Raw genomic sequence first — 22,571 nt, 5'->3', positions numbered from 1 at the left:
CGACTGTGCCGAACCCCCTTCGGCGCGGAACGGTACGCGAAGACCCGCCCGGTACTTACACCGGGCGGGTCTTCTGCTGCGCCGGCTCAGTCCTCGGGTGGGAGGGGGGTGCTGCGGAGTCGGCCCGAGGGGGCGTCGTCTTCTATGACCGGGTGAGGGGCGGTGTCCTCCAGGGCGCGGTCCTGCAGTGTGCGGCGTGCGGTGGCGGACTCGGCGGGGTCGGCGGCTTCCGGGCCGTGGTCGGGGTCGGGATTGCCCCTCGCTTCGACCTGTTCGGCGACCCCGGCCTTGGCTTCGGCCTGTTCGGCGGCTTCAGCGGCTCCGGCTTCAGCGGCTCCGGCTTTGGCGGGTCTGGCGCGGGGAGGTGCGGCTGGGATGTCGCTGAAGACCCGGACCGGTTGGGTGTCGGTGTCCCGGTCGGTGACGACGGGGGTGCGGGGGTGGACGAGGACGTCGGTCGGCTTGATCCGATCGCCCCACCGCACCGGACGCTTCTGCTCGTTGCTCTCCTCGGGGGCCGACTGTGGCTCTGCGCTCGGCTCAGAGGTCGGCGCGGCCTTGGGGGTCGGTACGGCCTTGGGGGCTGGCTCGGGCTCTGGGGTTGGCTCGGGTTCCGGGAGGAACGGGTCCGGTGCCGCGCCCCGGGGCTCTTCGTCGGTGGGTTCCTGAGCACGCTTGCGCAGGCCACGGCGGAGCTTCGGCGCCCGCGCGGGCGTGTCGGCGGCTTGCGGCTCGGACCGATCGCCCGGCTCGGTGCGTCCGTCCGGCTCGGTGGGTCCGTCCGGCTCGGTGGGTCCGTCCGGCTCAGTGCGTCGATCGGGCTCGCTGTGTGCCACCGGTCCTGGCAGCGTCGCCTCAGGCTCCCGCTGGTCCTCGCGGTCAGGCCGCTGGTCCTCGCGGTCAGGGGTGCGTACTCCGGGCTCCAGGTCGTGCTCTGACCGGTGGGCGTGAGGCTCGAGGCCGGGCGTCGGCTCTTGTGCTCTCTCCGGCTGGCGGGGCCACTCGGCAGTCGGTTCAGAGCTGCGTAGCGGCAGATGTCGCGGTTCGGCGTCCGGATCCTCGCCGGGGGTGGCGGGCCAATGGGTCACGCGGGCGGAGATGGGCGGGGTTTCCGGGGCGGGCGTGGGGCCGACGACCGGGGTGGTCTCCAGCACAGGGTGGTGCAGCGGCTTGGTCAGCGGCGGCGGGGTCTCGGCGGGGCGGTTCCGGTGGAAGGGCACGATGTCCTGCTCCGCCGTACCGTCGTCATCGTCGTCTGTGGACGTCCTGCGGGCCTGGACGTGCTTGATCAGCAGCAACCACAGCCAGAGGGCGATCGCCAGCATGATCCACGGCGCGATCGCCACTCCCACCGCGAGAGGCCGTACGTCGAGCTGGATCTGGAGCGCCGTCAAGGCGTTCGACGCGGCGGCGGCCACGATGAGCAGGACCAGCACGAGCGCCGCCTGGGCGCGTACCAGCAGACGGGCCGAGCGCAGCAGGAGGACGCCGATCAGCGCGACGACCAGGAGCGCGTCGAAGCCGGCCGGATAGAGGAAGGCGAGGTCGGGTCGGGATTCGCCGCGGATGGCCAGCGCCCGCAGGTCGTCGAAGGAGAGCACGCAGGCGACTGCCGTCAGGCCGGCCACCGCGAGACCGGCGAGGGCGATGCCCAGGCGTCGGAGCGTTGAAGGGGGAGTCACGTCCATGGCGGTTCGAGCCTACAGAACAATGGGGGTCAGGACCGATCAAGGGAGATACATGACCGAGCTCTCAGGGGACGTGCGCGAGCTGTTCGACGCGCCCAATTACGCGACGGTGACCAGCATCAATCCCGACGGCGGACCTCAGTCGACGGTCGTGTGGGTGCGTACGGACGGCGACGACGTCCTCTTCTCCACCGCCAAGGGGCGGCGCAAGCCGCGCAACTTCGAGCGCGACCCCCGGGCCAGCCTGCTCGTCATCGACCCGGCGAACCCCTACCGCTACGCCGAGGTCCGTGGTCGCGTGACCATGGAGGAGGACCCGGCGGGCGACCTCATCCAGGAGCTCTCGCTGAAGTACACCGGTAAGCCCTGGGAGGACAAGCCCGGAGTCGAGCGGCTAATTGTCCGCATAAGTCCAGAGAAGGTCATCATGCGTGCGTGATTAAAGGACCTGTGATGTTGGCTTAGGCGTTAGCCTTTCATTCGTGAGCCTGCACATCTACGACACCAGCGCACGCGCCATCCGCGAATTCGTTCCGGTCGAAGCCGGCCGGGCGTCGATCTACCTGTGTGGGGCGACCGTGCAGGCTCCCCCGCACGTCGGGCACATCCGCTCGGGCGTCAACTTCGACGTGCTGCGCCGCTGGCTCATGCGTTCCGGATATGACGTGACGTTCTGCCGCAACGTCACGGACATCGACGACAAGATCATCCGGGTGGCCGCCGAGGAGACCGTCCCCTGGTTCACGGTCGCCGAGCGCAACCAGCGCGCCTTCACTTGGGCGTACGACACTCTCGGCTGCCTGCCCCCGACCGTCGAGCCCCGCGCGACCGGTCACGTGCCCGAGATGATCGTCCTGATGCAGCGGCTCATCGACCGCGGCCACGCCTACGCGTCGGGCGGCGACGTCTACTTCGACGTCGTCTCCTACGAGGACCGCTACGGCAAGCTGTCCAACCAGAAGCTGGCCAACATGCGTGCGGCGGCCGACACCGACGACGAGTCCTGCAAGCGCGACCCGCGCGACTTCGCCCTCTGGAAGGGCGCCAAGCCCGGCGAGCCGACCTGGCCCACCCCCTGGGGCCCCGGCCGCCCCGGCTGGCACCTGGAGTGCTCGGCCATGGCCACCAAATACCTCGGGCCGACGTTCGACATCCACGGCGGCGGCCTCGACCTGGTCTTCCCGCACCACGAAAACGAGCTCGCCCAGTCCCAGGCGGCCGGAGACGGCTTCTCCCGCTACTGGATGCACAACGGGCTGGTCAAGATCGGCGCCGAGAAGATGAGCAAGTCGCTCGGCAACTCGCTGCTGATCCCGGAGATGGTGCAGAAAGTACGCCCGGTGGAGCTGCGCTACTACCTCGCGGCACCGCACTACCGCTCGTCGATCGACTACTCGGAGGAGGCGCTGCGGGAGGCCGCGGCCGCCTACCAGCGCATCGAGGGCTTCGTGACCCGGGCCGCCGAAGTGATCCACGACGTCGACGCCGACGCTCCACTGCCGCAGGCGTTCAGCGACGCGCTCGACGACGACCTGGGCACCCCGCAGGCGCTGGCGGTCGTGCACGAGGTGGTCCGCGAGGGCAACGTGGCGCTGGCGAGGGGCGACAAGGAAGCGGTGGCGCGCCTGCTGGCCGAGACCCAGAACATGCTCGACGTGCTGGGCCTCGACCCGCGCTCGGCCCAGTGGCGCTCGGCCAAGTCCGACCTCAAGCCGGTGGTCGACGCACTGGTGGCCGTGGCGCTGGACCAGCGCCGGGCTGCTCGGGCACGCAAGGACTATGAGGCGGCTGACGCGATCAGGGACCAGCTGACGGCGGCGGGGATCACGGTGGAGGACACGCCGCACGGGGCTCGCTGGGAGCTGTCCCACTAGGTCCGCTCCGTAGCCAACCGGCAGACGGTTGGGTTGCCAGGTCGGCCGACCGGGCGTTGAGCTTGCTGCCTGGCCGGTCGGCGTTGAGCTCGCAGATTGACCAGTCGGGCGCTCAACTCGCTGCCCGGCGACCCTGGCGTTGAACTGACACCGTCACGTTGGACCCATCGCGCGTATTCGTCTCAGAGCGCGGAGCCGTTCACTGACAGAGCGACGTCGATGTTGCCGCGTGTGGCGTTGGAGTACGGGCATACCTGGTGCGCGGTGTGCACCAGGCTGGCGGCCTGCGTCGGGTCCTCGATCGAGGGCAGCGTGACGTCCAACTCGACCCCGAGCTTGAACGTGCCGTTGGCGTTCGGGATCAGCATGACCTTGGAGTCCACCGCCGCGTCTCCAGCCTCTAATCCCTGCCGTTGCCCAAGCATCGTCAGGACAGCCGAGAAGCAGGCGGCATAGCCGACCGCGAACAGCTGCTCCGGATTTGTCCCATCGCCATCGCCACCCAGTTCTTTCGGCTGGCGCAGGTTCACATCCAGCATCCCGTCACTGGAACGCCCGCGCCCGTGTGCTCGGCCACCGGTCACCTGTGCCTGCGCGGTGTAGAGCGGTTTCGTCATGTCGGAGTCCAGTCCTTGTGGTCGTCTTCTTCTTGAAAGTGAATCTTAGACTTCAAAAACAGGAAGTCAATGCTCTAAGATCCGATCGTGATCACTTCGCTGGAGGAACTATGACGAGACCTCAGGTCGGCTATCTGCTGCCGACACGTGACTGGGTCGTTCTGGGCGATCGGGAGCCGTCCGCGCTGATCGAGCAGGCGCGACTGGCCGAGGACGTCGGCTTCGACTCCGTCTGGGCCGGCGACAGCCCGGTGACTCGTCACCGCGCGGATCCGCTGATGCTCCTGTCCGCGGTGGCCGCCGTGACGGAACGGGTGACGCTCGGCACAGCCGTGCTCCTGCCTGCCTTGCGTCATCCGATCTTGCTGGCCCACCAACTCGCCACGCTGGACCGGATCGCCGATGGGCGCCTCATAGCCGGGATGGGTGCCGGATTCCCACATCCGAACACCGAGGCACAGTTCGACGCGCTCGGCATCACGTTCAAGCGCCGGGTCAGCCGTACCGAAGAGTCGATCGACGTGATGCGGCAACTGTGGGCCGGCGGGGAGGTGTCGTACCAGGGCCCGCATTTCGACTTCCGAGACGTGGTGCTGGAACCCAAACCCGCCCAGGTCGGGGGGCCGCCGATCTGGCTGGCGGGAAGCGGCGAGTCGGCGCTGCGGCGCGTGGGACGACTCGCCGATGGATGGCTGCCGTATCCGCCGACAAGTGAGACGTACGCCCATGAATGGGGCGTGCTCCAGGAGGTGGCACGCTTGCACGACCCTGTGTCTGGTGAGGCTGCACGTCTGGGCGGTCCTGTGTCTGGTGAGGCTGCACACTTGCGCGGTCCTGCGCCTATGTCTGGCGAGGCGGTACCTCTCGGCGCTCGCGCGGCGGGGGACGCGTCGCGCCTGAGTAGTTCTGGTCGGGGTGCGGCGGACTCTCTGGTGCGGCCTGTCGCGGGTGAGGGCGCGCGCGTGATTACGCCTGCGCTGTACGCGACGGTCTGTCTGGATGATGACCCCGAGCGGGCGCGAGGACATCTGCGGACCAGTATTGAGCGCTACTACAACGCGCCGCTCGAATTCATCGAGACCATTCAGGCCACGTTCGCCGGATCCGCTGACGATGCGGTCGATTGGTTGAACGCGTACGCCTCGGTTGGGATGCGGCACGTGGTGATCCGGTTCGCCGTCGATGACCATCGTGCGGCGTTGGAGGAGTTCGCCGACCGGGTGCTGCCGCGGCTTCGCGCGGAGATCCGTCCATGACCACCTTTGTTCTGGTTTCCGGTTCTTGGCATGGTCCCTGGGCGTGGGATCGCGTCGTTCCCTTGCTCGAACGCGCGGGAGCGCGCACCGTCGTTCCTGACCTCGCGTATGGCCGTGACGTGGGTCTACACGACCATGTGGCACAGGTCGTCGCCGCAATCGACGCCGAAACCGAAACCGAAACCGAGAGGGCCGGAGCCGGGGCCGAAACCGGGGTCAGGACCGAGGCCGGGACTGAGGCTGGGAGCGGGGTCGAGGGGCGTCACGTGGTTGATGTCCGCGCCGGCGGTGGTGTTGTGCTGGTTGGGCACAGTTATGGGGGTTTGGTGGTGCGGCAGGCAGCCGACCTCCGTCCCGAACGCGTTGACCATGTGATCACGCTGGAGGGCTGGGTTGGGACGAACGGGGACAGCATGTTCAGCCTTGCTTCCGAAGGGTTCGTAAAGTTCGTTCAGGCTTCGGCTGATGGCTGGCAGGTGCCCGCTCCCGCGCCGGCGCTCTTCGGCATCACTGATCCGGTCGACGCCGCGTGGCTTCAGGAGCGGTTGCGTCCGCAGCCGCTGCGTACCTTCACCGAAGGCACTCGCCTGACCGGCGCCGTCGATCGGATCCCTGGGACAGGGGTTTACTGCCGACCGCAGACCTTTGCCTTTGACAGGTTCGCCGAGGCGGTCGGTTATCGGACCGTCGCGCTGGACGGGCCACATGATGTGCTGCTCACCGATCCAGATGCTGTAATCGCCGTACTTCTGAGAGGGCGTCAGGGTGGGCTGGTGTCGGTGATTTCTTAGTGTGATTGGCCGGATTTGTAGCGTTACCACTCGTCGGCGGTCCAGGGCCGCAGCCAGCAGATCGGCGGTACACCCGCGCGTGGGGGACGAGTACGCACCAACCCGGACCCCGGCCGCAGCAGCGTCGGCGGCAACGCCATCGACTTCACCCCCGAGACCCGGCCAAGACGTGCTTCGAGAGCTGATCAGCCGACGACCACATCCAGGAAGATCGGCTTCTTGGCGGACAGCAGCTGGGTCCCGGCCTCGTCGGTCATCTTCCAGTAGATCTTGCATCTGCCGGGGGAGTCCGATGCGCGGACGCGTACCGCGATGTCGACGGGCTCGCCCGGCTGGACCACGCGGATCTCGACCCGGTCGGGGGCGCGGCACGGGGTGTCGTTCAGCCGGGTGAGATAGCGGCCCCGCCATGGGATGGTGCCGGTGTTCCTGATCCGCCAGATCTTCGTGAACTGCGTCCCCGTCTTCACCACCGTGCCGTCCGGATGGGTGACGTCCTGCTCGAAGGCGGAATCGTCGTAGGAGGAGGCGGCCTGAGCCGGGGTGGCCGACGTGGTGGGCTTGTTCTTTCCGGAAAGTGGGGCGAGCCAGGTGAAGAGGGCGGCACCGGCGGTCGCGACCGCTGCGATCATGGCCAGCCTTCTGGCAAGGAGAGGCCGGGCTCGGCGTTCGAGGTGCTCCGCCTGCCCAGTGGAGGTCTGGTCGTGACCCGTACGGTCCTCGGTGGTCTCGCTGCGTGCGGCGCTCGCGGCCCGCTCCCAGTGGGCTCGCCACTCGCGCCTGGCCTCAGCGGCGTCCTGCTTCAGCCGGTCGACGGCGAGGACCCGGACGAACTCCCATGTCGTCTCCCAGGTCGGGAGCACCTGCCCCCGGGCGGCGGCCGCCAGCGAGGACTTCGAGGCCGCCGCGCCCATGCGGGTCGACATCTCCGCGTAGGACGGGTCCCCCGCTTCCGCCTTGAGCTCCCACAGCCGATACGCGAGGGCCGCCACCGGGCCCGCGGCCGGGTCCAGCCGGACCGGCTTTCGCCCAGGTCGCGATCCCATGCCCGTCCGCAGCGGGCCAGGCTCGTCCCCCTGCGAGCCTGATGTCCCCGGTAACTCCGGCATCTTCACCTGCCCTGTCCGGCGCCGTCATCCGGCCGTGCCGACGACTCCGGCATGGCCTGTGACACCTGAGAGCAAATGAGATTACCTGAATTGTCCGAATAAGTCCGGAATTCTGCGGTCTACTCGGGGGCGCCGTGGTCATTCACCCGCGCATGCCCGGAAGCCATACTCCGCCGCGAAGGATCGCAGCGCCTTCTCGTTCTCGTCCGGTTCCAAGGACTGTTCCACCGCCTTCTTCGCCTCGCCGTCCTTGCCCGCGCGCATCGCCGTCTCCGCGCTTCCGCTGAGTTCGCGCAGGCTCGCGGCCAGCGCCCTGGCGGGCACGAAGAACCTCTCCCGCACCCGCGGGACGTCACCACCGGGCGGCGCGATCGCTTCTATCGCGGCGATGGTGCTGGTCATCGACTCCGACGCGCGGCGCAGTTCGTCCACCTCCTCGCGCAGGTTCGCAGGTGGCTCCTCGCGGAGATCCGACTGCCGGGACGCTTCCTCACACACCGCGTCTACGGCGGCGATGTACTGCCTTTTGACGTCCTCGTACGGTTTCTCCTCCGCCACCGAGACCGTCGCCCACAGCACGAAAGCCAGGACGGCCGGCACGACCCCGCCGACGATCACGCGCCACGCCGGGACATGCCTTCTCTCACGCGATCCCATCCGCCGCTCACTCCTTCGGAAGAAGACGCCCTTGGCGCTCTCGCCAGCGCCAAGGGCCGAAGTCCGGCCGAGCTACGTCCCCGTCCCAGCCCGGGATCAACACCGGATCCGACGCTCCTGCGACCGCTTGTACAGGGTGGCCACTTCGCTACCACGCAGGAGGGAGTAGAGATGCACCTTCGTCTGGTTCCGGTAGAGCTGGCTACCGCCGGAGCACTTCCACGAAGGTGTCGTCGTCACGGTGAACGCCTCCCTTCCCTTCTTCACCTCCGAGGTGGCCTTCGTCCGCCAGAAACCGAGTCCGCGATACTGCTGGAGGCTCGTCTTGACCACGGCCCGGCGGCCCCACTCGCCCTTCTCGCAGTGGACCTGCCTGCTGGTCGTGATGTAGGCGCCGCTCCTGTACGGGGTCTTTATCCGCTGCCAGCCCTTGCAACGGTCGTGGTAGCTGATCCCCAGGTACGACTTGGCCGACCAGCCCGGCGCTGCCAGGGCGGCCGAGCTGTCCGAGGCAGCGGTGACCCCCTGCCCCGCCTGCGCCGACGCTGACGACCCCGCCATAAGCCCGGCCGTCAGCCCGACGACGAGAGCCGCTCCTGTAATCCCTTTTCGTCCGATCATCGGATCTCCTTTCAAAGAAATCCTCTGCACTTTCCGACTCGGGAGTCTCCGATCAACCGCGTACAGCGATTCAGCGGAATATCCGCACGCCCGTCAATGGCGCCGATAACGAACCCCGGAACTGGGAACGGCACCACTCTGACCGCCACTGCCCGGCTCCGGCAAGCGATCTGACATGTAAAGTCGTCCGGGCATTGTCCAGAGCTATTAGGACAATCAAATTCGCAGGTCAGAGACCTATGTCAGGGATTCAACGCACCGGTGTAATCCTTCCCGGATTTACACGATCGGTGCTCATGCCGAGCCCACTTTGAGCCTCGCAGCAATTGCGGCATTCGGCAATTCAGGGTCGACGTAGTGCTCGGGGATGAATCGGGCGGATATAGCCATGGCCAGGTGTTTCGCTAATCCGAACGGAGGCGGGTCGGCAGGGGAATCGCCGCAGAACTGCCCGTGGAACAGGCGCACCGGCTCTCGCGCTTCACCTTCAAAGCCCGCCAAGCCGAACGCTACCGGGCCGGGCGGATCCTGCTGGCCGGCGACGCGGCGCACCTGTTCCCCGCCACCGGAGTGGCACTCAACGCCGGCCTAATCGATGCGGTCAACCTGGCCTGGAAGCTGGCCGCCGACCTCCACGGCCACGCCCCGGCCGGCCTGCTGGACACCTACCACGCCGACGCCACCTCGTCGGCGCCCGTACCATGCTGGACACTTACCACGCCGAACGCCACCTCGCCGGCGCCCGTACCATGCTGCACACCCGAGCCCAGGTCGCACTACGGCGCGGACACGACGCAGGCGCCGAAGCGCTGCGAGAGGTCTTTCAGGAGTTGCTCGCCGACGAACAGCCACTGCGCCGCATGGCAGCGCTGGTCGCCGGCACCGACATCCGCTACGCGACGCCCAGCACCAGCCCCCACCCGCTGACCGGCACTTTCGCCCCCAACCTCACCCTGCACACCGACCAAGGCACCACCAGCCTCGCCAACCTCCTGCACCCCGCCCGGCCCATCCTGCTCGACCTCGCCAACCGCCCAGAACTCCGCCAAACCGCCCAAGACTGGCGGCAACGCGTCGACATCCACACCGCCAAGACCGACGATCGACCAGCCGACGCGCTGCTGATCCGCCCGGACGCCCACATCGCCTGGGCCGCCGACCTCGACGAACCCGACAGCACCACGCCCCCGCTGCGTGAGGCACTTTCTGTATGGTTCGGAACGCCGTGAAACACCTGGGAGAAACATGACAAGTAGATTCACCGAGTTGGCCGTGGACTGCCACGATCCGGAAAGACTCGCGGCCTTCTGGTGCGAGGTCCTGGACTTCAAAGTGATCGACCGGAACGAGGGCAAGGTCGAGATCGGCTCCTGGGAGCCGACCGTCGAGGAGGTTCGGGCCCGCCAGATGTCGCCCACCCTGGTGTTCATCCAGGTGCCCGAGGGCAAGACCGTGAAGAACCGGCTTCACCTCGACGTCAGCCCGATCGACGGCAGCACCGACGACGAGGTGACCAGGCTGCTGGGCCTCGGCGCCATCAAGAGGGATGTGGGCCAAGGCCCAGACCGAAGCTGGGTGGTCATGGCCGACCCCGAGGGCAACGAGTTCTGCGTCCTACGCACCCTGGCACCGCCCAACTAGATGACCGATCCCAAGGGTTAGCGGTCGTAGGCGGTCAGTGAGCGCAGGACGGGCTGTCCGGTCTGGTCGTAGTGCCAGATGGCGGTGGTCAGCGTGAGGATGCGCTGGATAACTCAGGCGACGACGCAGGCGGGAACCCGGTGTATTCCGTCTGCCGCCGCGCGGCCGAGGCGATCCCCTGCGATAGCTCCGCGTTCAGCCGTCCCGGGCTTTGACGGGCCCGGCCGGTCAGATCGCGGTCTGGGGGGGCTTTGAGCAGCAATAGAACGGCCAGTCACGTCAAGGGAGCCCGGTGGGCGCCTCTTATGGTGACTGGCCGTTCTGATGCGGTGCCGAGGTCGGCGGCACGACTGTCCCTTCTCCCATACTTGGTCTGCCCCCGAGATGGCCGGCGACCTGGCCGGGACCGCCTCTGACCACGAAGTTCAGAAACAGGAAGCCCGAAGCTTAGAATGTTGAAGTGGATCAGCGATCGTACAACCAGTTCTGTGCCACTGCCCGGACCCTGGACATCGTGGGCGAGCGGTGGACACTGCTGCTCGTGCGTGAGTTGCTGACCGGGCCGAAGCGGTTCGGGGATCTGCAGCACAGCCTTCGCGGGCTGGGCACCGGGCTGCTGGCGGCTCGGATGAAGCATCTTGAGCGTGAGGGGCTGGTACGCAAGATCGTGCTGCCCGCGCCGGCGCGTACCCCTGCTTATTCCCTGACCCAAGCCGGTGAGGAGCTGGGGCCCGCGGTGCTGGCCCTGGCGGGGTGGGGCATGAAGTGGGCGATGGGGGAGCGCAGGGAAGGGGAGGCGTTCCAGGCGGGGTGGGCGGTGCTGGCGTTGCGGGTCGGCTTCGAGCCGGAGGCGGCGGTGGGGTTGCGGGCGGTGTACGAGTTCCGGGTTTCCGATGAGGTCTTTCACGCTCGGGTCGACGACGGGACGATCGAGACGATGCATGGGCCCGCTCAGCGGCCGGATGTCGTTATTGAGATGGATGACGATGTTCTGGTGGATATGGGGGCTGGGCAGGGGACGCTCGGCGATGCGATCAAGAGCGGGGCTGCGAGGGCTTTTGGGGATCTTGCGGCTTTGGGAAGGTTGCATGGGTTGTTCCGATTCCCTCAACCGCAGGATCGGATGGGTGAGCAGGGGGCATCGTAGCTCGTAGCTCTCTAGAGCTTGTCCACTTCGACGACGGCTTCGGCGAACGGCTGCGGGGCCTCCTGCGGCACGTTGTGGCCGATTCCCCGCAGGGTCCGGTGCGCGTACTTACCGGTGAAGTGCTTGCGGTAGGAAGCGCCGTTGCCTGCGGGGGTGAAGGGGTCGCGTTCGCCGTCGAGGGTGATCGTGGGCAGGGAGATGGCGGGAGCCGCGGCCAGTCGCTTCTCGATGCCGTCGTATCTCGGGTCGCCCGCGGCCAGGCTCAGCCGCCAGCGGTAGTTGTGGATCACGATGGGCACCCAGTCCGGGTTCGTGAAGGACACCGCCGTGCGCTCGAACGTGGCGTCGTCGAACTTCCAGGTCGGGGAGACGTTCTCCCAGATGAGCCTGGCGAAATCGTGCCGGTACCGTTCGAGGCCGAGCCGGCCCCTCTCGGTGGCGAAGTAGTACTGGTACCACCATGCCAGCTCGGCCCGCGGCGGCAGGGGCTCCTTTTGCGCCTCGCGGTTGGTGATCAGATAGCCGCTCACGGAGACCAGGGCCTTGCAGCGCTCGGGCCAGAGGGCGGCGATGATGTCGCCCGTACGCGATCCCCAGTCGAACCCGGCCAGGATCGCCTTTTGGATCTTGAGGGCGTCCATCAGGGCGATGATGTCGAGGGCGATCACCGACTGCTGGGCGTTCCGGAATGTCCTGTCCGAGAGGAAACGGGTCGTGCCGTGGCCCCGGAGGTAAGGGACGATCACTCGATAGCCCTCCTTTGCCAGCAGGGGTGTCACCTCGACAAAGCTCTGGATGTCGTATGGGAACCCGTGCAGCAGGATGACCGCGGGACCGTCGGTGGGGCCGGCCTCCGCGTACCCGATGTTCAGGACGCCGGCCTTGATCTGCTTCAGCGGGCCGAAGGGCGTCTTCCATCTGTCGGGTGCGACCGCCGCGGCGGGGAGGGGTAGTGAAGCCGCGGCCGTTCCCGCGAGGAGCAGCTTGGAGAACGTTCGCCTATCCATATATTTCACCTTCCGGGAAACAATATGAACATGTATATGTACTTAGAGTAACTGGAGGGTCTGGCAGGGAGCGCGCCGGGATCGGCACCCTCTATCGGCCTAAGAGAACCGATTACTCCTTTCGAGCTGAGGGCGTGCAGGCCGCCCGGCTTCGGGCGTACTCGTAGCAGAGTGTGATCTTGAGCGAGGCGTGAGGTGGGTGGTGGCCCGAGTACGCTTAATGCCATGGCAGCAGGCGGTAGGGCATCGGGCAGGCCCGCGAAGAAGAAGGGCCCGTCCAAGGGCACCGGTGGGCAGGGACGCCGCGGGCTCGAGGGCAGGGGCTCCACCCCGCCTGCCGAGATGCGTCACTGGTTCAAGGACAAGGCCCGTTCCGAGCGGATCGCCCGCGAGGAGCAAGGCGGACGGCGGCCCGGCCCGGCCCGGCAGCGGCGTTCCGAGGACGCGCCCGAATACATCGGCGGGCGAAACCCGGTCCTCGAGGCGCTGGTCGCCGGGGTGCCGGCCACCGCGCTGTACGTCGCGCAGCGCATCGAGAGCGACGACCGCGTACGCGACTCGATCAAAGCCGCGACGGAGCGGGGCATCGCGCTGCTCGAATCGACCCGCGACAAGCTTGACCGGCTCACCGAAGGCGCCGTTCACCAGGGGATCGTGCTGCAGATCCCGGCCTATGACTATGCGCACCCTTCTGAGCTGGTCGAATTGGCGCAGGATGCGGCGGAAGTCCCCTTGGTTGTAGCCCTCGACAGCGTCACCGATCCCCGCAACCTGGGCGCCATCGCGCGTTCGGCGACCGCTTTCGGGGCGCACGGCCTGCTGATCCCGTCGCGGCGTTCGGCCGGAGTGACGGGCGGGGCGTGGAAGACCTCCGCGGGCACGCTGGCCAACCTCCGCGTGGCACGGGCGGCCAACCTCACGGCGGCGCTGCGGGAATACCGGGACGCCGGCCTGTTCGTGATCGGCCTCGATGGCGAGGGCAGCGCGGACATCGGTGACGTCGACCTGCTGAGCGAGCCGCTGGTGGTCGTGGTGGGCTCCGAGGGCAAGGGGCTGTCGCGGTTGGTGCGGGAGCAGTGCGACGTTGTGGCACGGATCCCCATGCGGGCGGCTGCGGAGTCGTTGAACGCGGGGGTGGCGGCTGGGGTGGCGTTGTACGAAGTGGCTCGTCATCGGGGTCGCTGACCGTCTACACTGATAGGCCGCGCCGACGTAGCTCAATCGGCAGAGCATCTGTCTTGTAAACAGAAGGTCAGGGGTTCGATTCCCCTCGTCGGCTCGCAGGTAGAAGGCCCCTTCCGGACTCCGGGAGGGGCTTTCTTGATCTCGGATGTAGCAGCGCGTGTAGCAACGGACGCTCATGAGGCCCTCCGGCGCTTTTCGCGGTAGGCGCCGAGGTCCGTCAGGACCTCGTTCATGGTGTCGGCCGTCTCGCGCCGTACTTCTTCGAGCAGGTGAATGTAGAGGTTGGCCGTCGTCCCGTGGGACGCGTGCCTCAGGGCGCCCTGAACCTTCTTCGTGTCGGTGCCCTGGCTGAACAAGAACGTCGCCGCCGCATGGCGCAGGTCATGGATGCGCACCTTCCGGCCGATCCCGGCCCGGCCGACCAGCGCATACCACTCCCGGTTGACGTTGCGCGGCTCCAGCGGTGTGCCCAGTCCAGTACAGAACACAAGATCCGGATCCAGCCAGACCGGTGCTGCCTGGCGCTCGGCACCTTGAACCTTGTGGTGCTCGGTCAGCGCCTCGATCACCACTTGTGGAAGTGCCAGAGTCGCCTGTGAGGCGGCCGTCTTCAGGTTCTTCTCCACCAGCCGGCCCTTGCGCTTGCCGGTCTCCTCGTCGAGATCGCCACGCAGACGTTGGATGGTCTTCTCCAGCCGGGTCGTCCCGACATCCAGATCGGTCAGCGACCAGCGCATGCCCAAGCCCTCGCCGCGGCGCAACCCCAGCGCCAGAACAACCAGCCAGTAAGCCCACAGCCGATCTCCCGCAGCCTCGGCAAGCAAGCGGGTCGCCTCGTCCTTCGTCAGCGCCTCCATCTCCTTCACCGTATTGGCAGGGGCGTCAACCAGCAGGCATACGTTGCGTTTGACCGACTCGTCCTTCACCGCGTCGTTCAGCGCCTTGCGCAGCGTCGCGTAGCAGATGGCGATGGTGCGCGCGGAGAGCTTCGCCGGCGGCGGCAACTCCGTCTCGCCGGGGCGCAGCTTCTGACGTTGACGGCCGCTCGGCTTCTTCGCGAGCTCCCGCAGCCACTCCCGGATATGTGTGGTCGAGAGATCAACTAGCCGGACATGACCCAAGTGTGGAACGACATGCTTGACCACGGTGTCCTGGTAGCTGTCGAACGTGGACTCGGCGAGTCGGCCCGCTTCGACGCGCTGCGGCAGCGTCGTCTTCAGCCACACCTTGAGCAGGTAGTGAGACAGCAGGTCGGTCCGTCCGGCCGTGATCGGCTGTCCGGCCTCGATCTCCGCCTCGGCCTGCTTCCTCTTCTCGACGACCTCGGTACGGCTGTCGCCGTAGATGACCTTCCGTCGGCCTGTAGGTAAGTAGATCGGCACGCACCACTTACCGTCGCTCTTGCGCTGGTAGGGCCGCGCCTCGCGGTTTCCTCTCGTCCGCGGCTTTCTTGCTGTCATGGCTCCAACTCCCGTCTGTCTTTCCTCTCCAGCGCGTTGCCCTCGTCGGTTACTACCTGCACGAGGTCGCTTTCTACGTAGATCTCAGCGAGGTCGTCAAGACGTGATCCGCGGCGCCGACGCTTGCGCAGAGAGGCCTCGACCGACATCGTGGCCTCGACCAGCTCCGTCAGGTGATGTCCGGCGTGCGTTTGGACCGTAAGCCTAAGCATGTGAAGCAGTTCGTCCCCGGCGGCCTGCTTCGGGGCCTCCTCGCTCTGCTCCAGATAGCTGATGAGGCGGTACAACTTCTGGCGTTCCTCGTTCAGGCGCTGATCCCAGTAGCGGGTCAGAGCCTCCTTGTGGTTGTCGCTCAAGGAGGCATCGCGGATGTGTCGCACGCTCTCGGTCATTGGCGGGCCGGGGGGATCTGCGTCACTGAGGAGATCTGCTGGAACGTGTTCAGACATGGCCAGGAGCGGATCGATGCGCATCCTGAACAGGTACGCGAGGGCGACCAAGTGTTTGATCTGCGGCTGGTTACCCTGGCGCCATCGCGTCACGGTGGACTGCTGCACGCCGATCGCCTGAGCGAGCGCGGCGTCCGTCTTGTAGCCGAAACCCTTGGCGGTGGTGCTCACCCAGTCGGCGAACGTGGTCATCTCGTTGTCCAAGTCGTCTCAGTAGGAAACATCTGGTGAGGCGCTCAGCCGCTGCTCCCTGACAGCTCGCCTGTGCATGAGACGCTAGCTGCGCTCATGCACATATGCAAGCTGTTGGCGGTTGTAGCAAGTTGTAGCAGCAGGTAGAAGGGTAAAGGGGGCGCGAGGGAACGTGCACGTGCGCGGAGAAGCGCACGCCTGCGCATGCGAACATAGCTGTCTCCTGCTGTCATAAAGCCTGTGTCAATCTGTGCCAATCTGTGCCGCCGACAGTTCCCTATCGCTTCCTATCGTTACCCTGCCTGAACCTGCCTCGCCACCTGGGATCCCGCCTTACGTCTTGTTGCGTCTCGTTGCGTTCTTAATCTCTCGTGATCTCTCGTGATCTCTATTGCACGGCGCAGGAAGTTTTTCGGGAGTCGCGTTTAGTTCGCACCAGGCGGCAGTGTGCATAGACAGAACACACCCCGCTACCTGGGGGCTTGTGCCTTGCGCATGCGTCGGACGGGTTGTGCCCTGCGGCAAAGGTGCGAAGGTCTGGCCGCTAGGGCCGCGTTGCCCGTCCCTGTCGGGGGCCCGACCGTGTAGTCTGCTGTCCAGCGGACCTCAGAGGGCCAAGAGAGCTTCCGGTAAACCTCTGGTGTCCGGAAAGCATTTAGCCCCCAGCGGGCGATCACGGACTGGACCTCCATGATCACAGCGCCCGGCTGGGGGCCGACAACTTAACCCCGGATGAACCTCCTCGAACTCTCACGAACCAGGAGTAACCACCATGGGCCAAGCTGCCTCTCAGTCTACGTGCGTGCAAGCACACACCAAAACCCACTTCCCGGATGCTGCCCTCGTGCGCCCTGTGGGCGTGTCGTCCCAGAACGACCAGATCGAGATCAACCTCAGCGCGTATAGCCACCTCCCGCGCCTCATGACGCCGAAGCTCGTGCAGCAGGAATCCCGGCTCTCGAAGGGCACCATCAACAAGGCGATCCAGTCGGGGCGCCTTAGGAGCATCAAGCCCACGCCTCGTTCTCGCCGCATCCCCGTGGAGTACTTCGCGGAGTGGATCGCGGCGATGAAGGCGGACGCCGCCGCCGTTGACGCCCAGGCCAACGCGTAGGCGGCCCGCGATGACCGAGATCGCCAAGATGCCGTTCTACGGCACGTTCATCCACACCGTGCTCGTCGAAGGCGAGCCCCACGTCGTCATCCGCCCGACCATCCTCGGGATCGGACTCGACTACTCCACCCAGCTCCAGAAGCTGAAGACCCGGTCGTGGGGACGCGTGGGGCAGAACCCCACGCGTGACTCCGCGGGGCGTGTTCAGGAGATGGCCACCGTCGACCTCGACACCTGGTCGATGCTCCTGGCCAACATCGACGAGAACAAGGTCAAGGAAAGCGTCAAAGACCTGGTCATCAAGTACCAGGCAGAGTCCGCTCGCGCGCTGCGCAAGTACTGGACAGAGGGTGGCGCCATCAACCCGCGCGCCACCGTCGAGCAGCTCGACGACCTCGACCGCACCATTCGCCGGGCCAAGGACCAGGCCGCCGTACTCGGTAATCTCAAGGGCGTCGTTGACTCCGCGTGGCTGGACGCGAAGGGCCGGCACGTCGCTGCGATCGCGCTGGGCATGGAGCCGGACATCGACCCTGCTACCAGGCCGCTGACCGTGGGCGAGTTCCTGGAGAACCGCGGCATCCAGGGCGCATCCTTGCGATCGATGTCGACCAAGTTTGGCAAGAAGCTCAAGAACCTTTACCGAGACAAGTACGGCACCGAGCCCGGCACTGTTGACCGGTTCATCGATGGCGCGCTGCGCAGCGTGGCCGCCTACACCGAGGCCCATCGCGACCTGTTCAACCAGGCGTGGGTGGCCATGCTCGACACCGTCTAACCCGCTCGCATGAGCCCGGCGTCCAGATCGGTCGCTGGGCGGTCCGCCCTACCCATAACGAGGAACGACACGCGAGCGGGGCTTCATGAGCAACGAAGACGTCGGGCAGCCCGGCGAAAACATCCTGCTGGTACCGGTGCTGACCGTCGAGGTCACGCCGGACGAGCGTGGATGGCTGCATTACATAGAGGCGAGCATCGCCATCGCAGGCGCCGGCCCCAATATCGGGGGGCCCGCCGCCCTGGTTGTGCAGGGCAAGCTGATGGGCTGCGACGAGAGCGCGGCCGGGGTGCTCGCTCTGATGCTTCACGACGCCACGTCGATCACGATCTACGGCAGCGGGCCAGGAATGCCGCAGCTCCTGGACTGCCTGCGGCGTGCTATCGCGCAAGAGCGCGCATGGCGGGCCAAGAAGGCGAGGGCCAAGTGAGCACCCCGTTCTCTCTGGTCCTGCAGACCTTGTACGAGAAGACTGGATACGCGCCGCGGGGGTCGGCCACGAACAAGAACGCTCGTTGCCCCGCCCACGACGACCGGGACCCGTCCCTGTCGGTCGGAGTCAAGCCGGACGGGGTCGTGGTGCTCAACTGTCACGGCGGCCCGAAGTGCCCGACCGAGGATGTCATGGCAGCCCTGGAGTTGCCGATGACGGCCCTGTGGCCTGCCGAGTTGCAGAAGACGAACCGGCCAGACCGGCGAGACAACAATGACCGTTGGATGCCGTGCGGCCACGACAAGGTGGCCGAGTACCTGTATCAGGACGAGCAGGGCACCGTGCTGTACGGCGTGGCCAGGTGCGCATTGAAGGGAAACGGCTGTAAGGGCTTCCGCCAGTGGAGGCCCAACCCGGCGTCCAAGTCTGGACGCCGCTGGAGCCTAACCCTGGACGACGGCAGCAAGGTGCGGTCTGTGCCGTACCGGCTGCCCGAGGTCCTTGCCGCCATCCAGGACGAGCGCGTGGTGATGATCTGCGAGGGAGAGAAGGACGCGGAGAATCTCCGCGCCCGGCCGGGCATCACCGCCACGACCAACCAGGGCGGTGCTGGTATGGGCTGGCCCGAAGACTTCGCCCAGTACTTCGGCGGTGCAGACGTGAGCATCATCGCTGACCGGGACGAGACCGGCCGCAAGCACGCACAGGCCATCGTCGAGAACCTCATGCCTGTTGCCAGGAGCATCTACGTCTGCCAGGCCGCTCACGGCAAAGACGCTTCCGACCATCTCGCCGCCGGCGGGACAACTGGTGACTTCGTCGAGGTATGGGCACCCAAGCCGTACGAGGGGGCCGCGGGTTGAGCACCGCGCAATCGGAACCCGTGTGGACCCCCGATGTTGAGAAGGAGGGGTCGCCCTCTCCGGCGGGGCGGCCCTGGCCGGTCCTTGACGACGCCGCCCTCTACGGCCTCGCCGGGAAGATCGTGAAGACGATCGAGCCCCACACCGAGGCCGACCCCGCAGCCATGCTGTTCACCCTGTACTCCGCGACCGGCGCGATGATCGGCCGTCGGCCGCACATGTTCGCTGGGGGCGAGGAGCACGGTGCCCGAGTCTGGTCGCTCATCATCGGCAGGACCGCAGGAGGGATGAAAGGAACCTCGTGGGCGGAGATCCGTCGGGTCATCCGCGCCGCCGACGAGAACTTCGCCAGCACGAGGATCATGGGCGGCCTGTCCTCCGCCGAAGGGCTCATAGTCCAACTCCGCGACCCCACCGGGGAGCCCGACGACGACGACTTCGACGAGGGCGTCCTAGACAAGCGGCTGCTCATGGTCGAGTCCGAGTTCGCCACCGTCCTGTCGCAGGGAAAGCGGGAGGGCAACACCCTCCTGCCGCGCCTGCGGGAAGCGTGGGACGGCGGCACCCTGCGGACCACGACCATCCGCCCCCGGGTCGCTAGCAACCCGCATGTTGTGATCGTCGGGCACATCACGCCCACCGAGTTGCGCAAGAAGCTCTCCGACGCGGAACGTGCCGGCGGCACGGCCAACCGCTTCCTGCCCGTGATGTCGCGCCGCTCCAAGCGGCTCCCAGACGGGGGCGACTTGACCGACGCGACGATCAAGGGGCTGGGGGCGGAGTTGGCCCAGGTGGTCAGCGAGGCGGCCAGGGTCGGGCGCATGGCGCGCACTGTGGAGGCGGCGAAGTACTGGCAAGACCTATATATGCGGCTGACCGCTGACCACGCCGGGGACAGCGCGGTCGCTCAGGTCATCGCCCGAGCAGCCCCCCAGGTGCTTCGCCTTTCCGCAACAACGGCGCTCCTGGACGGATGCCGCCAGATCACCATCGATCACCTGCAAGCCGCTGAGGCCATGTGGTCCTACGCCGAGGACTCCGCCTGGTACGTCTTCGGCGGCGGGTCCGGCAACCCCGACCTCGACCGGCTTAGGGCGTTCGTGGACGCCGGTGGCGACGAGGGCGTGTCCCGTACCGACATCAGCGCGTTCTGCTTCGGCCGCAACCGGAAGAAGGCCGAACTGGACGACCTCACATCGGCGCTGCTGGAGATCGACGACTACGAAGAGTGCCTGATCCCCACGGCGGGCCGACCAGCTAAGCGGCTGCGACGAAAGAAGGGAAGTTGAACGAACTATGCCGCTGGCCTGCGGATCGACCAGACCCCTTAATTCGTGCCTACGAAAAAAGGATGGACCTCGACAAGCTCCTGACCTGCATATTTCGTAACTTCGGCTTCTTTCGTACTGAAGCGCCGACCCATCCGACCTACAACCTGAATGGTTACACACCGTATCGAAGAGAGACGCATGTCATGTCCAACACCCCGTCCGGCTGGGACAACCTCAAGGCCGCATCCCGAAACCCGCTCACCGGAATCGTCCTCGCCATCTGCGCAGTGTGTCTGATCGTGTGCGCGATCGTTCTCCGGGTGCTCGCGTGAGCACCGTCAAAACCGCCGTAGCCGCCCCCGAGCGGCGGCCGATCTGCCGCTACCTGGTCCGGCACCTTAACCAGTGCACGTCCGAGGTGGTCGACCCTGACGGCGAGATCCTCCTGTGTGCCCAGCACCTCGCCCGCGCCCTGGAACTGATCAGGCGGGGGATGAAGAGCACCGGCATCACGCGAGTCCCTGGCGCGTGAACAGCAATATGGCCGCCCCCGGGTCTAGCGGGGGCGGCCACCCACAGGATGCCACGACAAGCAACAACGAAGGGAACCGCCCCATGGACGACAACAAGCTCGCCGAGCTGGCAGGGCACTACGCCAAGCACCTGATGACCGAGTGGGTCACCTGGGCCCGCAAGGACTCCTGGAGCGACACCCCCGCGGAGTTCACCGCCGCCGACGTCATCGAGTCCCACAAGGTCCTCACAGAGGCGATCCCGACCTATGAGGGGAAGACCATCGAGGTCGAGTGCGCCGTCTCCATCATCGACGACGAGGGCAACGAGATCGTGACCCCGCTCGACAGGGTCAAGGCCGAGCACATCGACTCCGCTCAAGCGCACCTGGCCGCACAGTTCCACTGCCTCTACACCCAGACCCACCTGATCCTGACCACGTTCGCGGGGCTCGATCGGCTTCGCAACCACCTCGCCGAGGAGACGACCAAGTGACGATCACGCCGATCAGCCCCGCGCTCGTCCACATCGACGACGAAACCGACACCTACTTCGCCGACTACGCCGAAGGGGTTCAGGCCGGGCTCGCCTGGCTCAAGACCCACCCCGGCCGCAGCGAGGCGCAGCAGATCGCCGACCTCCACACGGAGATCCGCGCCGGCGGCGACGGCGAGTCCTCCGGCTACTGGCACAACGCCGACCAGTTCCCCACCTTCGTCCCCTTCATGGAGAAGCAGCGGCACCTGACGGTCATCGACGGCCCCGCCTACTCCGCAGAGCTGGCGGCCGATCCCGAGGTCGCCTACCCGTACACGATTGAGTGGGAGCGCGCCTGGTTCTTCCACTCCGACTCCGGCTTCTGGCAGGGCGTCTGCCACGCCATCCACCACGCCCTCAACCACCTCTGACCAAGGAGACTCGATCATGAGGCAGAACAGCATGACCCCCGAATGGGAGATCGACGACTTCGCCAAGACGTGGCTCCTGCAACACGCCGACGGCTTCCGCAGCGGAACCCTCTGGCTGGCCACCAAGCCGCCCAAGACCGAGGTGTACGAAGTCGCGAAGATCTACCGCGACCTTCACGATGGCGGCTTCAGCGGCACCGACAGCGCCTACTACGACGCCACCCACGTCCCCGGCTTCCTCGACTACCTGAAGGGCTCCCCCTACGAGCGGGAGGTCTTCGACGGCGTCGCCGAGATGGCCGACATCAACACGCGGCAGGGCACGAACTTCCCGGCTTGGCCCAAGGAGGCATTCGGCGTCGGGTTCGACGACTCGTTCATGCTCGGCTTCGCCAACGCCTGCTACGTCGCAGTGAAGATGCGATGAGCACGCTCGCCACGCTCCCGCCCCGCGGCGCGGCCTTCGACTTCACCATCTCCGCAAGGAAGCTCACCAGCGAGTATCTGCAGGGCTTCCAGGCCGGTATCGCATGGATGGAATCCAGCGCGCCCATCGCCGAGGTGGAGGCGATCGCCGACTTCTACGAGCACACCCGGGCCGGCCAGTCACACGAGGAGGCCACCCACTACCAGGACGCCGACCGGTTCCTGCACCTGCTGGCGTCCATGCACGCACAGGGCCACAGCCGCCGCTTCGTCATCGAGGTGGGATCGGAGGTGCGGGCCGAGTTCATCCGCGACTATGGCCCACAGTTCCTGACCTGGGACCTGCCCGGCCGCGTGTTCACCATGACGGCCCTCGACTCCTTCGACGACGGCCTGGCAACCGCCGTGTGGCAGGCCATCCGAGGCTGACCACTTCCCGGCGCCGGGAAAAAGGCAGCTCACAGGACCTGCACGGACATTTTGTCCGTGCAGGTCCACCGCACCGCCCGTACAAGCACGATCAGGGGGACACGTTGGCCATTGATTGCCCGGTCACATGGTGCGACCGGCC

At 66.6% G+C, this 22,571-nt stretch carries 29 protein-coding genes and 1 tRNA gene; 21 read left to right on the top strand and 9 right to left on the bottom strand.

Features of this window, described 5'->3' with window-relative positions:
* Positions 1–86 precede the first annotated feature (86 nt).
* Positions 87–1,688, bottom strand: coding sequence for a DUF2637 domain-containing protein (locus tag AB0B61_RS15895; protein ID WP_358432091.1), 1,602 nt, complete (start codon positions 1,686–1,688; stop codon positions 87–89).
* 52 nt (positions 1,689–1,740) lie between these two features.
* Between AB0B61_RS15895 and AB0B61_RS15890 the strand changes: the two genes are divergently transcribed.
* Positions 1,741–2,127 (top strand): PPOX class F420-dependent oxidoreductase, encoded by a 387-nt coding sequence (locus AB0B61_RS15890; RefSeq protein ID WP_225294221.1) that lies wholly within the window; start codon positions 1,741–1,743, stop codon positions 2,125–2,127.
* Between the two features lie 43 nt (positions 2,128–2,170).
* Entirely contained in the window at positions 2,171–3,562 is a 1,392-nt protein-coding gene (gene cysS, locus AB0B61_RS15885) for a cysteine--tRNA ligase (protein WP_358432090.1), read from the top strand.
* A gap of 182 nt (positions 3,563–3,744) precedes the next feature.
* Here the strand turns inward: cysS and AB0B61_RS15880 are convergent, their stop codons facing one another.
* Positions 3,745–4,179, bottom strand: coding sequence for an organic hydroperoxide resistance protein (locus AB0B61_RS15880; protein ID WP_358432089.1), 435 nt, complete (start codon positions 4,177–4,179; stop codon positions 3,745–3,747).
* Positions 4,180–4,289: 110 nt separating this feature from the next.
* Between AB0B61_RS15880 and AB0B61_RS15875 the strand changes: the two genes are divergently transcribed.
* Positions 4,290–5,435 (top strand): TIGR03619 family F420-dependent LLM class oxidoreductase, encoded by a 1,146-nt coding sequence (locus AB0B61_RS15875; RefSeq protein WP_358432088.1) that lies wholly within the window; start codon positions 4,290–4,292, stop codon positions 5,433–5,435.
* Positions 5,432–6,226, top strand: a complete 795-nt coding sequence (locus tag AB0B61_RS15870; RefSeq protein WP_358432087.1) for an alpha/beta fold hydrolase — start codon at positions 5,432–5,434, stop codon at positions 6,224–6,226. Before AB0B61_RS15875 ends, AB0B61_RS15870 begins: the two co-directional genes overlap by 4 nt.
* 185 nt (positions 6,227–6,411) lie before the next feature.
* Here the strand turns inward: AB0B61_RS15870 and AB0B61_RS15865 are convergent, their stop codons facing one another.
* The 4 genes from AB0B61_RS15865 to AB0B61_RS15850 all read right to left on the bottom strand — a co-directional run bounded on the left by AB0B61_RS15865 (position 6,412) and on the right by AB0B61_RS15850 (position 9,165).
* Positions 6,412–7,272 carry an NBR1-Ig-like domain-containing protein gene (locus tag AB0B61_RS15865; RefSeq protein ID WP_358432086.1) on the bottom strand — a complete coding sequence of 287 codons (861 nt, stop codon included), beginning with the start codon at positions 7,270–7,272 and terminating at the stop codon, positions 6,412–6,414.
* A 201-nt stretch (positions 7,273–7,473) separates the two neighbouring features.
* Positions 7,474–7,992, bottom strand: coding sequence for a hypothetical protein (locus tag AB0B61_RS15860; protein ID WP_358432085.1), 519 nt, complete (start codon positions 7,990–7,992; stop codon positions 7,474–7,476).
* Positions 7,993–8,088: 96 nt separating this feature from the next.
* On the bottom strand, positions 8,089–8,613 hold the full coding sequence (locus AB0B61_RS15855) for a hypothetical protein (RefSeq protein WP_358432084.1): 525 nt from the start codon (positions 8,611–8,613) through the stop codon (positions 8,089–8,091).
* A 294-nt stretch (positions 8,614–8,907) separates the two neighbouring features.
* On the bottom strand, positions 8,908–9,165 hold the full coding sequence (locus tag AB0B61_RS15850) for a hypothetical protein (protein WP_358432429.1): 258 nt from the start codon (positions 9,163–9,165) through the stop codon (positions 8,908–8,910).
* Here AB0B61_RS15850 and AB0B61_RS15845 point away from each other — a divergent pair.
* From AB0B61_RS15845 to AB0B61_RS15830, 4 genes are all read left to right on the top strand, one after another.
* Positions 9,067–9,540 carry an FAD-dependent monooxygenase gene (locus AB0B61_RS15845; RefSeq protein WP_358432083.1) on the top strand — a complete coding sequence of 158 codons (474 nt, stop codon included), beginning with the start codon at positions 9,067–9,069 and terminating at the stop codon, positions 9,538–9,540. The two genes, AB0B61_RS15850 and AB0B61_RS15845, sit on opposite strands and share 99 nt — an antisense overlap.
* Entirely contained in the window at positions 9,474–9,842 is a 369-nt protein-coding gene (locus AB0B61_RS15840; RefSeq protein WP_358432082.1) for a hypothetical protein, read from the top strand. The genes AB0B61_RS15845 and AB0B61_RS15840 overlap by 67 nt, the downstream gene beginning before the upstream one ends.
* Positions 9,843–9,858: 16 nt before the next feature.
* A complete protein-coding gene (locus AB0B61_RS15835; RefSeq protein ID WP_358432081.1) occupies positions 9,859–10,254 on the top strand; it encodes a VOC family protein in 396 nt (131 codons plus the stop codon).
* A 460-nt stretch (positions 10,255–10,714) separates the two neighbouring features.
* Positions 10,715–11,401 (top strand): winged helix-turn-helix transcriptional regulator, encoded by a 687-nt coding sequence (locus AB0B61_RS15830; RefSeq protein ID WP_358432080.1) that lies wholly within the window; start codon positions 10,715–10,717, stop codon positions 11,399–11,401.
* A gap of 11 nt (positions 11,402–11,412) precedes the next feature.
* Here AB0B61_RS15830 and AB0B61_RS15825 read toward each other — a convergent pair whose 3' ends face one another.
* Positions 11,413–12,408, bottom strand: coding sequence for an alpha/beta hydrolase (locus AB0B61_RS15825; protein ID WP_358432079.1), 996 nt, complete (start codon positions 12,406–12,408; stop codon positions 11,413–11,415).
* A gap of 225 nt (positions 12,409–12,633) precedes the next feature.
* On the opposite strand from AB0B61_RS15825, the gene rlmB reads away from it, so the two are divergent.
* Together rlmB and AB0B61_RS15815 are read left to right on the top strand one after the other, a co-directional pair.
* Complete coding sequence (gene rlmB / locus AB0B61_RS15820) at positions 12,634–13,593, top strand: 23S rRNA (guanosine(2251)-2'-O)-methyltransferase RlmB (RefSeq protein ID WP_358432078.1); 960 nt, start codon at positions 12,634–12,636, stop codon at positions 13,591–13,593.
* A gap of 21 nt (positions 13,594–13,614) precedes the next feature.
* Positions 13,615–13,687, top strand: a tRNA-Thr gene (locus tag AB0B61_RS15815).
* 79 nt (positions 13,688–13,766) lie between these two features.
* On the opposite strand, the gene AB0B61_RS15810 is transcribed toward AB0B61_RS15815, so the two are convergent.
* Together AB0B61_RS15810 and AB0B61_RS15805 are read right to left on the bottom strand one after the other, a co-directional pair.
* Positions 13,767–15,053, bottom strand: a complete 1,287-nt coding sequence (locus tag AB0B61_RS15810) for a tyrosine-type recombinase/integrase (protein ID WP_358432077.1) — start codon at positions 15,051–15,053, stop codon at positions 13,767–13,769.
* Complete coding sequence (locus AB0B61_RS15805; RefSeq protein ID WP_358432076.1) at positions 15,050–15,694, bottom strand: hypothetical protein; 645 nt, start codon at positions 15,692–15,694, stop codon at positions 15,050–15,052. The genes AB0B61_RS15810 and AB0B61_RS15805 overlap by 4 nt, the downstream gene beginning before the upstream one ends.
* Before the next feature lie 802 nt (positions 15,695–16,496).
* Here AB0B61_RS15805 and AB0B61_RS15800 point away from each other — a divergent pair.
* From AB0B61_RS15800 to AB0B61_RS15750, 11 genes are all read left to right on the top strand, one after another.
* Positions 16,497–16,808: a hypothetical protein gene (locus AB0B61_RS15800; RefSeq protein ID WP_358432075.1), complete on the top strand. Its 312-nt coding sequence runs from the start codon at positions 16,497–16,499 to the stop codon at positions 16,806–16,808.
* Positions 16,809–16,818: 10 nt separating this feature from the next.
* Complete coding sequence (locus AB0B61_RS15795) at positions 16,819–17,586, top strand: phage antirepressor N-terminal domain-containing protein (protein WP_358432074.1); 768 nt, start codon at positions 16,819–16,821, stop codon at positions 17,584–17,586.
* Between the two features lie 85 nt (positions 17,587–17,671).
* Positions 17,672–18,016 (top strand): hypothetical protein, encoded by a 345-nt coding sequence (locus AB0B61_RS15790; RefSeq protein ID WP_358432073.1) that lies wholly within the window; start codon positions 17,672–17,674, stop codon positions 18,014–18,016.
* Complete coding sequence (locus tag AB0B61_RS15785; protein ID WP_358432072.1) at positions 18,013–18,882, top strand: hypothetical protein; 870 nt, start codon at positions 18,013–18,015, stop codon at positions 18,880–18,882. The genes AB0B61_RS15790 and AB0B61_RS15785 overlap by 4 nt, the downstream gene beginning before the upstream one ends.
* Before the next feature lie 20 nt (positions 18,883–18,902).
* Positions 18,903–20,171: a hypothetical protein gene (locus AB0B61_RS15780; protein WP_358432071.1), complete on the top strand. Its 1,269-nt coding sequence runs from the start codon at positions 18,903–18,905 to the stop codon at positions 20,169–20,171.
* A gap of 62 nt (positions 20,172–20,233) precedes the next feature.
* Entirely contained in the window at positions 20,234–20,485 is a 252-nt protein-coding gene (locus tag AB0B61_RS15775; protein ID WP_358432070.1) for a hypothetical protein, read from the top strand.
* Positions 20,482–20,685 carry a hypothetical protein gene (locus tag AB0B61_RS15770; protein WP_358432069.1) on the top strand — a complete coding sequence of 68 codons (204 nt, stop codon included), beginning with the start codon at positions 20,482–20,484 and terminating at the stop codon, positions 20,683–20,685. The genes AB0B61_RS15775 and AB0B61_RS15770 overlap by 4 nt, the downstream gene beginning before the upstream one ends.
* Before the next feature lie 83 nt (positions 20,686–20,768).
* Positions 20,769–21,161, top strand: a complete 393-nt coding sequence (locus AB0B61_RS15765; protein WP_358432068.1) for a hypothetical protein — start codon at positions 20,769–20,771, stop codon at positions 21,159–21,161.
* Positions 21,158–21,574 (top strand): hypothetical protein, encoded by a 417-nt coding sequence (locus AB0B61_RS15760; RefSeq protein ID WP_358432067.1) that lies wholly within the window; start codon positions 21,158–21,160, stop codon positions 21,572–21,574. The genes AB0B61_RS15765 and AB0B61_RS15760 overlap by 4 nt, the downstream gene beginning before the upstream one ends.
* A gap of 16 nt (positions 21,575–21,590) precedes the next feature.
* Positions 21,591–22,001 (top strand): hypothetical protein, encoded by a 411-nt coding sequence (locus tag AB0B61_RS15755; RefSeq protein WP_358432066.1) that lies wholly within the window; start codon positions 21,591–21,593, stop codon positions 21,999–22,001.
* Positions 21,998–22,429: a hypothetical protein gene (locus AB0B61_RS15750; RefSeq protein ID WP_358432065.1), complete on the top strand. Its 432-nt coding sequence runs from the start codon at positions 21,998–22,000 to the stop codon at positions 22,427–22,429. The genes AB0B61_RS15755 and AB0B61_RS15750 overlap by 4 nt, the downstream gene beginning before the upstream one ends.
* Positions 22,430–22,571 lie beyond the last annotated feature (142 nt).

The organism is Nonomuraea sp. NPDC049158, assembly GCF_040648335.1.
Taxonomy (GTDB): domain Bacteria; phylum Actinomycetota; class Actinomycetes; order Streptosporangiales; family Streptosporangiaceae; genus Nonomuraea.
Note: the sequence above shows the minus strand (reverse complement) of the source record. Positions and strands in the feature narration are given on the sequence as shown.